Here is a 10,579-nt window from a genome sequence, read left to right as displayed (position 1 = left end):
GTCGGTCAGAAGAGGGTGGGGTTCTCCGGCTCGATGCCGCGCAGGGCGGCGTAGTCGAGGGTGACGCAGTCGATGCCGCGGTCGGCGGCCAGCACGCGGGCCTGCGGCTTGATCTCCTGGGCGGCGAAGACGCCGCGGACCGGGGCCAGCAGCGGATCGCGGTTGAGCAGCTCCAGGTAGCGGGTGAGCTGCTCGACGCCGTCGATCTCGCCGCGGCGCTTGATCTCGATGGCGACGGTGGCCCCGAGCGCGTCGCGGCAGAGGATGTCCACCGGGCCGATGGCGGTCATGTACTCGCGGCGGATCAGGCTCCAGCCCTCGCCCAGCGTGGTGATGTGCTCGGCCAGCAGTTCCTGCAGGTGCGCCTCGACGCCGTCCTTGATCAGCCCGGGGTCGACGCCCAGCTCGTGCGAGGAGTCGTGGAGGATCTCCTCCATCGTCAGCACTAGCTTCTCGCCGGTCTTGCCGTGGGTGACCGTCCAGGTGCCGTCGCCCTCGGCGAGCTTGCACGGCGGGTTCATCCAGTTGAGCGGCTTGAAGGCGCGGTCGTCGGCATGGATCGAGACGCTCCCGTCCGCCTTGAGCAGGATCAGGCGAGGCGCCATCGGCAGGTGAGCCGTGAGCCGTCCGATGTAATCCACGCTGCACCGCGCGATGACCAGCCGCATGAACGCCAACCTTACCGAGGATCGGAGCAGGCCACTCCGGGGACTCTGGAAAACTGGACACATGGCGGTGGAATCGGTAGGAGTGGTCGGACTCGGCACGATGGGCGCGGGCATCGCGGAGGTGTTCGCGCGAGCCGGGCTCGACGTCGTGGGCGTGGAGGCCGACGAGGCGGCGCTGAGCCGCGGACGCGGGCATCTGGAGCGGTCGCTGGGCCGCGCGGTCGAGCGGGGCAAGCTGGCCCCCGACGAGCGCGAGGCGATCCTGGGCCGGGTGCGGCTGACCACCGACCGGGCCGAGCTGGCCGGGGCGGACCTGGTGGTCGAGGCCATCCCCGAGGTGATGGCGTTCAAGAGCGCCCTGTTCGACGACCTCGACCGCATCTGCAAGCCGGAGGCGATCCTCGCCACCAACACCTCCTCGCTGCCGGTGACCAAGATCGCCGCCTCGACCGGACGGCCCGGCCGCGTGGTGGGGCTGCACTTCTTCAACCCCGCGCCGGTGATGCGGCTGGTCGAGGTGGTCAGGACGGTCGTCACCGAGCCCGGCGTCGCCGAGGAGATGGCCGAGCTGGCCCGGCGGCTGGGCAAGACGCCCGTGGTGGTGGGCGACCGCGCCGGGTTCGTGGTCAACCGGCTGCTGCTGCCCTACCTCAACCACGCGGCCCTCCTGCTGGAGCAGGGCGTGGCCACCCGGGACGGCATCGACACCGTGATGCGCCACGGCGCCGGGCTGCCGATGGGGCCGTTCGCGCTGCTCGACCTGATCGGCCTCGACACCTCCTACGAGGTGATGGAGGTGCTCTACGACGAGACCCGGGACCGGCGGCACGCGCCCGCCCCCGGGCTGCGGGAGCTGGTCGCGGCGGGCCGGCTCGGGCGCAAGAGCGGGCACGGCTTCTACGGGCCGGAGGAGGCGCCGGCGCAGGCGCCGCCCAAGGGCACGCCGCTGACCTTCCGGGTCGTGGGCGACGACGAGCTCGCCGGGCGGCTGGAGGCGGCCGGTTTCAAGCAGGCGGCCGAGCCCGACGTGCTGCTGCACGTGGGCCTGGCGGCGACCGGCGAGCGGGAGGTGCGGGTCAACCTGGTGGGGGAGGGCGTGGCCGAGGTCGCGCCGAGCCTGCACGCCACCGCGGAGGGGGCCGCCGACCTGATGCGGGTGCTGGGCCGTACGCCGGTGGTGTGCCGGCAGCGGGCGGGTCTGGTGGCCGAGGCGCTGCTCTACCCGTACCTGAACGACGCGGTGCGGATGTACGACAGCGGCTACGCCGGCATCGAGGACATCGACGCCGCCATGCGCCTGGGCTGCGGCTACCCGGCCGGACCCTTCGAGATGCTGGAGTCGATCGGTCTGGAGCGGGTGCGCGACGGGCTGCGCGAGTTGCACGCGGAGTACCGCGAGCCGGCCTACGCCCCCGCGCCGCTGCTCGAGGAGCTGATCGCCGCCGGCCTGACCGCCTTCCCGCGCCGATGAGCCCGCGCAAGGCCCGCCGCCGCGCCGACGAGCGCCCGCTGGGCCGCCCCCCGGGCGTCGACCACGTGGAGGAGTGGCCGGACGGGGACTGGAAGGTGCGACCCCTGTCCGGCGCCTCGGCCGGCAAGGCCTACCGTTGTCCCGGATGCGACCAGGAGATCGGGCCGGGCAAGCCGCACCTGGTGTCCTGGCCCGCCTGGCGGGGAGGGGACGAGGAGCGCAGGCACTGGCACACCGCGTGCTGGCGCAAACGCCTCGACCGCGGCCCCGGCCGAAGCCGTTACTAAGGAGCCATTGCAGATGGAGATTCGAGCGGCCACGGTGCTGCCGGCCCGGCGTGAGGACATCGAGCTGCACACCGGCGACGGCCTGACGCTGGTGGGCGAGCTGGCGCTGCCCGCCGACCGGCCGCCGGTCGCGACGCTGGTCACGCTGCACCCCCTGCCGACGCACGGCGGCTTCATGGACAGCCACGTCTACAAGAAGGCGGCCAACCGGCTGCCCGCCCTGGCCGACCTGGCGGTGCTGCGCTTCAACACCCGCGGCACCTCCTCCGAGCGCGGCACCTCTGGCGGGCACTTCGACGGCGGCGAGGGCGAGCGCTTCGACGTGGCGGCGGCGCTGGAGTACGCCGAGTTCAACGACCTGCCGCACGTGTGGGTGGTGGGCTGGTCGTTCGGCACCGAGCTGACCCTGAAGTGGGCGCACGACCCGCTGGTCGAGGGCGCGATCCTGCTGTCGCCGCCGCTGCACCGCGCCACCGACGACGACCTCGACGCCTGGGCGCGGTTCGGGCGGCCGCTGGCCGCGCTGGTGCCGGAGTTCGACGACTACCTGCGGCCCGAGGAGGCCGAGCGGCGCTTCGCGCGGGTGCCACAGGCCGAGGTGATCGGGGTCGAGGGGGCCAAGCACCTGTGGGTGGGCGAGCCGTACGTGCGGATCGTCCTGGACGAGATCGTGAAAAGGGTGAACCCGGCGGCCTATCCGCTGCCGACCGAGATTCACTAGAATTTCGTTCTATGCGGGCATTCGATCTTTCCGGGAAGAAGGCGCTCGTCACGGGCGCGTCGCGCGGCATCGGCCGGGCCATCGCGGTCGCCTACGCGGAGGCGGGGGCCGATGTCGCCCTGGTCTCGCGTTCGGCCGAATCGCTGGCGGAGGTGGCCAAGGAGGTCGAGGCGCTCGGCCGCACGGCCCACGTCCTGCCCGCCGACCTCAGCGACCGCGACGCCGCGGCGGAAGCCGTACGGCAGAGCATCGACCGCCTGGGCCACCTCGACATCGTGGTCAACAACGCGGGCGGCTCGAACTTCATGGTCGAGTTCAAGGACCTGCGGCTGTCCGGCTGGGACAAGATCATGCGGCTCAACCTCGACTCGGCCATGGCCGTCTGCCACGCCGTGGCCCCGCACCTGCTGGGCCGCGGCTCCGGCTCGGTGATCAACGTCGCCTCCGTCGGCGGCCTGGGCTCGGCCCCCTTCCTGGCCCCGTACGGCGCGGCCAAGGCGGCGCTGATCTCGCTGACCAAGTCGCTCGCGGTGGAGTGGGGCGCGGCCGGCGTCCGGGTGAACGCGCTGTGCCCCGGCTGGACGGCGACCGACCTCAACCGCAACCTGTGGGAGGACGAGGAGGTCAGCGCCAGGACCGTCGGCCAGGTGCCGATGCGCCGGTGGGGGACCGCCGAGGAGATGGCGCACCCGGCGCTCTTCCTGGCCGCCGACGCCTCCGGCTACATGACCGGCCAGGTGCTGGTGATTGACGGCGGGTTGTCGACCGCCTGATACCGATATTTCGGTAGATGACGAAAAGGTGGGCTCGCGCTGAGCACGTTACGGTGTGATCCGTGCAGCTCTACACGAGATCAGCGGGGAGTGGTCTGCCGGTCGTCCTCCTCCACGCCTTCCCTCTCTCCTCCGCCATGTGGCTGGCCCAGCGGGAAGGGCTGGCCGCCACCTGCCGGGTCCTGACCCCGGACCTGCGCGGCTTCGGCGGGTCGAGGCTCGAACCGGCCGACGAGCCCTCCCTCGACCTGATGGCCGACGACGTCGCCGAGCTCCTCGACCGCGAGGGCATCGAGCAGGCGGTGGTGGGCGGTCTGTCCATGGGCGGTTACGTGACGATGGCCTTCTGCCGCCGGCACGCCGACCGCCTGCTCGGCGTGATCCTCGCCGACACCAAGGCCGCGCCCGACACCGAGCAGGCCCGCGCCAACCGCGAGCGCATCGCCGGCGAGGTGGTCGCCACCGGCACCGACGTGCTGCTGAGCGACGTGCTCCCGGCCCTGGTCGGCCCGACCACCAAGCAGCGCCGCGCGATGGTGCACGGCCGGGTGCGCGAGCTCGTGCGCTCCGCGCCGCCCGCGGCGGTGGCCTGGGCGCAACGGGCCATGGCCGCCCGGCCCGATTCCTTCGAGACGCTCGCCGCGCTCAAGGCGCCGGCCCTGGTCATCGTCGGCGACGAGGACGAGCTGGCCCCGCCCGCCGACGCCGAGGCGATGGCCCGCGCGGCCGGCGACACCCGCCTGCGGGTCATCGAGAAGGCCGGCCACCTCAGCGCGGTCGAGCAGCCGGAGGCGTTCAACGCGGCGGTGGCCGACTTCGTCAGATCGCTGCCTGCCGAGGGTGCACGAGCTCGCGGATGATCAGCGCGATCGCCGCGGCCACCGGGATGGCCAGCAGCGCGCCGACGATGCCGAGCAACGCGCCGCCGACCAGCGCGGCGATCACGGTGACCGCCGGGGTGACGTTGACCGAGCGCTTCATCACGCGCGGGTAGATCAGGTAGTTCTCGATCTGCTGGTAGATCAGGAAGAACACGGCGCAGGCGATGCCGAGCGGCAGCGACTGCAGCAGCGCCACGGCCGACACGACCAGGGCGCCGATCGTCGCGCCCACCAGCGGGATGAGGTCGAGCACGGCGACCACCAGCGCGAGCGCGAGCGCGTACCTGACGCCGGCGATGGACAGGAACGCCCAGCTCACCACGCCCGCGATCAGCGAGATGAGCACGTTGCCCGCCACGTAGCCGCCGATGCCGGCCAGGATCTGGTCGCTGATCGACTCGGTGCGCGCCCGGCGCGAGGCGGGCACCAGCTTGAGCAGGTACTCCTTGGTGGAGTGCAGGGAGCCGAGGAAGTACAGCATGAGCACCAGCAGCGTGATGCCGTCGAACGCGCCGCCCAGCACGTTCAGCCCCGCGCCGACCAGGCCGCCGGCCAGCGTGCCGGTGACGAAGGAGGCGAGCTGGGGGAGAAGCTGGTAGTCGGCGTCGAGCTGGCGGACCGTCTCGTTGGCCATCAGCTCGTTGAAGTAGCCGGGCAGCGCGGTGACGAAGGCGGACAGCTCCCGGCTGACCGGCGGCACGATCGCCACGCCGAACAGCACGAACAGCAGGATCACCCCGGTGAAGACCGCGGTGATCGACCAGCGCCTGGCCAGGCCGCGCCGCTGGAGCGCCTCGACGGCGGGGTTGAGGCCGACCGCGAGGAACATCGCGACCACGATCAGGATGATCACGCTCAGCGAGTGCATGACCATCTGGGCCAGCGCGATCGCGGTCAGCACGCCCAGACCGCCGATCAGCCCGAACAGGAACGGGCCCCGGGCCAGGGGTTTGCCCGGCAGGCCGTACTCGGGCGTGGGGGATTCCGGCTCGGACACGCGGGGCTCCTGGGACTAAAGGGGCAAACGACAGGAGAGCCTAGCGAATCGCCAGGCTCTCCTTGGGTCAGTTGATGAGAGGCGTCGTGGTCAGAGGCGCTGCCAAAGCGCGGGGACGTTGGGAGGCTCCCAGCCGGTGATGGCGGTGTGCGGCTGGCGGCACTGGTAGGTGACGCCCTGGTAGGAGACCTTGGTCCCGGTCGTGTAGGCGGTGCCCGCCTTCCACGCGGGGAACTGGCCGGTCGGGGTGACGCTCGGGCTCGGGCTGACCGTGACGGTCGGGCTCGGGCTCGCGGTCACGGTGGGGCTCGGGCTCGCGGTCGCCGTCGGGCTGACCGTCACGGTCGGGCTCGGGCTGGCGGTGACGGTCGGGCTGGGGCTCGAGGTGCCGCCGCCGCAGGAGCCGAGGTCGCGCCAGACGCCGTCCACGCCGGGCTCGTTGTTCTGCGTCCACCAGCGGGCCTCCCAGGTGCGGCCCTTGTGCGAGACGCGCTGCCCGCCGTTGTAGACCTTGCCCGCGTCCCACGCCGCGTCGGTGCAGGTGCCGCCGGTCGGCGTGACGGTGACGGTCGGGCTGGGGCTCGGCGTCACGACCGTGCCGCCCCGGGCCAGGTCCTGGACCAGGCCGTAGGTCTTGCCGCCGAAGGTGAGCGTGAAGTTGGCCACGCTCGGCGCCGGCAGGTAGTAGACGTAGTCGAGCGTCGCCGAGGCGCCCGGCGCGAGCGACTGCCAGCCCGGCAGCTTCACCGAGACCCGGTTGAAGTCGCCCTTCAGCCCGCCGATGTTGTTCGCCCCGGTGTGCTCGCTCTTGATCACCGTCAGCCCGAAGCCGGACTGGTCCTTGGCGTTGTTCGGCGAGGAGGAGGCGTAGTCCCACTGGAACTCCGCGCCGCCGGGGATGGTGACCTGCGAGCGGTTGGTGATGGTCAGCTTGGTGTTGATCGGGTAGTTGCTGTCACCCACCGGGAAGGCGCCCGGCATGATGGTCACGTCGAGCTTCTCGCTGGGCAGGGTGATCTTGGCGCGGGTCGCGTTGTACGGCGAGGCGGTCTTGAGCGTCTCGTGCGCGAGCGTGGTCAGCGTCTCGCCCATCGTGTACTCGGTGCCGTTCCACTGGTAGTCGCCGGCCAGCTCCCAGATCATCATGCCGCCGAGGCCCTTGTCGCGCACGTACTCGGCCTTGGCCTTGATGGACTGCTCGTCCTCGGTGGACAGGAAGACCCGCTTGCTGGCGTTCCACAACCAGGGCGCGGTCAGCGTCGAGTCGTAGTGGCGGGTGTAGGTGCCGCTGATCCGGTCGGCCGGGTCGTTGGCCGGGTCGAGGCCGTAGGCCTGGACGTAGGAGCCCTGGATGCCCTTCTCCAGGTTCTTGGCGTGCCACATCGGGTTGCCGCCGCCCGGGGTCTCCTTGCCGTTGTCCAGGTCGTGCCAGACGTTGTCGATGCCGACCGCGCCGTCACCGCAGCTCGGCAGCCCGGTCGGGCACGGCTGCTGGCCCATCGCGGTGCCCCACAGGCCGTTGGTGCCGCCGTTGACGTTCTTCCAGCCTCTTGTGTAGTACGGCACGCCGATGTTGATCCTCCCGGGCGGGAGCGCGCCGCGGAAGTAGTGGTAGGCCCAGTCGGTGTTGAGGTAGCCGATGCCGCCGTACTGCGAGGTCGTGTAGACGCCCCACTTGGCCAGCTCGCCGTCCTTGCCGTCGTCGTAGAGCGCGGCGTTGGGCCCGACGAACTCGTTCCACGCCCCGTGCAGGTCGTAGGACATGATGTTGACGTAGTCGAGGTACTGCGTCACCTGGAAGGTCTCCATGCCGCGCAGCAGGTAGCCGCTGGCGGGGGCGGCGACGGTCAGCAGGTAGTGCTTGCCGTCGGCGGCCGAGGCGCGGTCCAGCTTCTCGCGCAGGGTCTTCATCAGCTTGACGTAGTTGCCCATGAGCGTGGCGCGGCGCGCGTTGGCGATCTGCCAGTCCAGCGGGTTGCCCGCGTCCTTCATGCTCGTCGGGTACTCGTAGTCGATGTCGACGCCGTTGAAGCCGTACTTGCGGATGAAGGCGACCGCCGAGTCGGCGAAGGTGTCGATCGACGCCTGGCTCTCGGCCATCGTGTAGAAGCCGCCGGAGGCCTGCCGGTTGCCCGCGGCGTCGAAGTAGCCGCCGCTCTCGGCCCAGCCGCCCACGCTGATCAGCGTCTTGGCGTGCGGATTGGCCGCCTTGAGCTTGGTGAGCAGGTTGAAGTGCCCCTTGTACGGCAGGGCCGGGTCCTGGCCGGGGAAGGTCATCCCGGTGGCGGGGTTGTCGGCGTTGTCCGCGCCCACCGAGATCTTGTTGTCCGGTCCCACGTGCGCGAAGGCGTAGTTGATGTGGGTGATCTTCGACCAGGGGATGTTGTTCGCCAGGTAGGCGGGGCGGCCGTCCTTGCCGTGCCGCCAGCCGGTGAAGTAGCCGATCACGCGGCGGGGGTGGTCGGCCCCCATCTTCTCGCGGCCGGTCTCGTCGTAGACCGAGCAGTAGGGCACGTCGACGCCGGCGGTGCGGTAGAGGCCGTCGGGGCGGCAGGTCTCGTGGTCGACCGCGGCGGCCGCGGTGCCCACGAGGCTGGCGGCGGCCAGAGCCAGGGCAGCGGCCACGGCCGAGAGGGATAAGCGAACAGGGCTGGGCATTTCTCGCCGTCCAGGGGGGTGTGTATGGCGCTGTTGTCGCGAACGTAAGCGCCCTCCACCTGGCTGGTCAATCCTTTCTTTTAGGAAAGTTTCCAAATAATTCAGCGTGGGCCCGCCGGCGGGACGAACGAGTGAGCCCGGTGACCTGGACCGGTCACCGGGCTCGCTCAGCCGTCGTTCAACTCCCCGAGAGACGGGGCCGCGTTACTCCTGCCACCACTCCGCGTCGTCGTCGGCCGACTTGGCGTCGTCCTTGGCCGCGGCGCCGTTGCTGGCCGCGACCGGCTGGGCCGGGACGGGCTTGTCGGCGGCCGGGGCGATGGCCGGCTTCGGCGGGGCCGCGGTGACCACGGGCGGCTCGGGCGCGGGCTCCATGCCCGGCAGCGAGGCGCCGCCGAGGAGCTGGCGGAGCTGCGCGAGGTGGCTGGTGATGCTGTCGCGCTGGCGGGTGAGGTCGTCGACGTGCCGCTGCATCTGGGTGCGGATGCGCTCGGCCTCGGACTTGGCCTCGGTGACGATGTGGTCGGCGCTCGACTTGGCCTCGGAGGCGATCTGCTCCGACTGCTTGCGGGCGTTGGCGACCATCTGCTTGGCGTGCGCGTCGGCCTCGCGACGGGTCTGCTCGGCCTGCTGGGTCGCCTTGGTGGCGCGGGTCTCGGCGGTCGCCGCCCGCTGCTCGGCCTCGGCCACCAGCTTCTGGGTGTTGGCCTGGGCGGTGGCGTGGCGCTCGGCGTCCTGGCGCTCGGCCTCCTCGCGGCGCGAGGCGAGCTGGATCTCGAACTCGGCCTCGTCCTGCGCCCGCTTGGCCTCCGACTCCTCCAGCACCCGCTGAGCCTGGGCGCGCATCTCGTCGGCCTGCCGCTTGGCGGTGGTGAGGACCTCGTCGCGCTCACGCTTGGTCGAGGCGCGGAGCTGGGCGACCTCGCGCTCGGTGGTGGTGCGGAGCTTGGCGATCTCGCGCTCGGCGTCGGCGCGCTTCTCGGCGACCTCGTGATCGGCGGTGGCGCGCAGCTTGGCGACCTCGCGCTCGGTGATCGCGGTCAGCTCGTCGGCCTCACGACGGGCGGTGGAGCGGGTCTCCTCGGCTTCGCGCTCGGCCGTCGTGCGCAGGTCCTCCGCCTCCCGGGAGGCCTGGGCGCGCACCGACGCGGCTTCGCTCTCGGCGGCGGCGCGAAGGTCGGCCGCCTCGACCTTGGCGGCGGCCTTGATCTCGTTGGCCTCGGACCGGGCCGCCTGCACGAGCTCGGTCGCCTGTTCCTCGGCGAGGCGGAGCAGCTGTTCTATACGAGCGCCCAGGCCCGAGTACGTCGGGCGTTCCTGCTCCTGGAGCTGGCGCTGGGAGTCGGACAGATCGCGCTGGAGCGCGCCAACCTGCTCGCGGGCCGTCCGCAGCTCGCCGTCGAGCTGCTTGAGGTGATCGTGAACCTGGTGCCGGTCATAACCCCGGAGCACCACGTCGAACTCGCGAGCGGGGGCATCCTCGAAGAAGTTGTTGAGCTGGGCGTCGATGTCGGACTGCATGGAGGCTCGATCCTGGGTTGTCGAGACGGCTACACGTGCCGGACGGGGGGTTCGGGGCATCCGAGCCAGGAGCCGGTGGCTCGGCGGCCAGGCTCCATGTCCGGTGGAAAGCCAGCGTACTCCGGTGTCGACGGCTTAGAGGCCCCGTCCGACTATCTGCGTTACCCGTTACTTATGAACGTTATTTGTGTTTGGCGGACTGGACTAGTTCCGTCAGCATTCCTCCCACGTCCTTGGGGTGCAGAAACGCTATGGATGACCCCATGGTCCCGTGTCTGGGGGCGCTGTCGAGGAGCCTGACGCCCTTCGCCGCGATCTCGTCCATGGTGAGCTTGACGTCGCCGACGCCGAACGCGACGTGGTGCACCCCCTCGCCCCGCTTGGCGAGGAACTTGCCCACCGGCGAGTCCGGGCTGAGCGGTTCGAGGAGCTGGATGTAGGAGTCGCCGGCCACCCGCAGCATGGCCTCCTTGACACCCTGCTCCTCGTTCACCTCGCGGGTGACGACCTCCAGCTCGAAGAGCTCGGAGAAGAGCTTGATCTTCTCCTCCAGGTCATGGCAGGCGATACCGACGTGATCGATGCGCAGCAGCATGTCGGTA

General features: G+C 71.0%; 10 protein-coding genes. 5 read left to right on the top strand and 5 right to left on the bottom strand.

The features are described 5' to 3' along the window. Positions 1–5 precede the first annotated feature (5 nt). The gene (nucS, locus tag ACIBG7_RS01265) at positions 6–668 is read right to left on the bottom strand and encodes an endonuclease NucS (protein WP_357917632.1); all 663 of its coding nucleotides are present in this window, start codon (positions 666–668) and stop codon (positions 6–8) included. Between the two features lie 61 nt (positions 669–729). Here nucS and ACIBG7_RS01260 point away from each other — a divergent pair, with 61 nt between their 5' ends. The 5 genes from ACIBG7_RS01260 to ACIBG7_RS01240 all read left to right on the top strand — a co-directional run bounded on the left by ACIBG7_RS01260 (position 730) and on the right by ACIBG7_RS01240 (position 4,780). After that, complete coding sequence (locus ACIBG7_RS01260; RefSeq protein ID WP_397334786.1) at positions 730–2,139, top strand: 3-hydroxyacyl-CoA dehydrogenase; 1,410 nt, start codon at positions 730–732, stop codon at positions 2,137–2,139. Next, entirely contained in the window at positions 2,136–2,426 is a 291-nt protein-coding gene (locus ACIBG7_RS01255) for an ATP/GTP-binding protein (RefSeq protein ID WP_357917637.1), read from the top strand. Before ACIBG7_RS01260 ends, ACIBG7_RS01255 begins: the two co-directional genes overlap by 4 nt. A 13-nt stretch (positions 2,427–2,439) precedes the next feature. Then, a complete protein-coding gene (locus ACIBG7_RS01250) occupies positions 2,440–3,147 on the top strand; it encodes an alpha/beta hydrolase (protein ID WP_397334784.1) in 708 nt (235 codons plus the stop codon). Between the two features lie 11 nt (positions 3,148–3,158). Continuing rightward, a complete protein-coding gene (locus ACIBG7_RS01245) occupies positions 3,159–3,920 on the top strand; it encodes an SDR family NAD(P)-dependent oxidoreductase (protein WP_397334783.1) in 762 nt (253 codons plus the stop codon). A gap of 62 nt (positions 3,921–3,982) precedes the next feature. After that, complete coding sequence (locus ACIBG7_RS01240; protein ID WP_397334782.1) at positions 3,983–4,780, top strand: alpha/beta fold hydrolase; 798 nt, start codon at positions 3,983–3,985, stop codon at positions 4,778–4,780. On the opposite strand, the gene ACIBG7_RS01235 is transcribed toward ACIBG7_RS01240, so the two are convergent. The 4 genes from ACIBG7_RS01235 to mce form a co-directional block, all read right to left on the bottom strand. Further along, entirely contained in the window at positions 4,740–5,798 is a 1,059-nt protein-coding gene (locus ACIBG7_RS01235) for an AI-2E family transporter (protein ID WP_357917647.1), read from the bottom strand. The genes ACIBG7_RS01240 and ACIBG7_RS01235 overlap by 41 nt on opposite strands. 90 nt (positions 5,799–5,888) lie before the next feature. After that, a complete protein-coding gene (locus tag ACIBG7_RS01230; RefSeq protein ID WP_397334781.1) occupies positions 5,889–8,423 on the bottom strand; it encodes a chitinase C-terminal domain-containing protein in 2,535 nt (844 codons plus the stop codon). 237 nt (positions 8,424–8,660) lie between these two features. Then, complete coding sequence (locus tag ACIBG7_RS01225; protein WP_397334780.1) at positions 8,661–9,977, bottom strand: DivIVA domain-containing protein; 1,317 nt, start codon at positions 9,975–9,977, stop codon at positions 8,661–8,663. 181 nt (positions 9,978–10,158) lie between these two features. Further along, positions 10,159–10,572, bottom strand: a complete 414-nt coding sequence (gene mce / locus ACIBG7_RS01220; RefSeq protein WP_397334779.1) for a methylmalonyl-CoA epimerase — start codon at positions 10,570–10,572, stop codon at positions 10,159–10,161. Positions 10,573–10,579: the final 7 nt, after the last annotated feature.

The organism is Nonomuraea sp. NPDC050328 (assembly GCF_044459405.1).
GTDB lineage: Bacteria > Actinomycetota > Actinomycetes > Streptosporangiales > Streptosporangiaceae > Nonomuraea.
Note: the sequence above shows the minus strand (reverse complement) of the source record. Positions and strands in the feature narration are given on the sequence as shown.

Coding starts and splice junctions, on each gene's coding strand:
- nucS (WP_357917632.1), bottom strand. CDS start 668: ATGCGGCTGGTCATCGCGCGGTGCAGCGTGGATTACATCGGACGGCTC.
- ACIBG7_RS01260 (WP_397334786.1), top strand. CDS start 730: ATGGCGGTGGAATCGGTAGGAGTGGTCGGACTCGGCACGATGGGCGCG.
- ACIBG7_RS01255 (WP_357917637.1), top strand. CDS start 2,136: ATGAGCCCGCGCAAGGCCCGCCGCCGCGCCGACGAGCGCCCGCTGGGC.
- ACIBG7_RS01250 (WP_397334784.1), top strand. CDS start 2,440: ATGGAGATTCGAGCGGCCACGGTGCTGCCGGCCCGGCGTGAGGACATC.
- ACIBG7_RS01245 (WP_397334783.1), top strand. CDS start 3,159: ATGCGGGCATTCGATCTTTCCGGGAAGAAGGCGCTCGTCACGGGCGCG.
- ACIBG7_RS01225 (WP_397334780.1), bottom strand. CDS start 9,977: ATGCAGTCCGACATCGACGCCCAGCTCAACAACTTCTTCGAGGATGCC.
- mce (WP_397334779.1), bottom strand. CDS start 10,572: ATGCTGCTGCGCATCGATCACGTCGGTATCGCCTGCCATGACCTGGAG.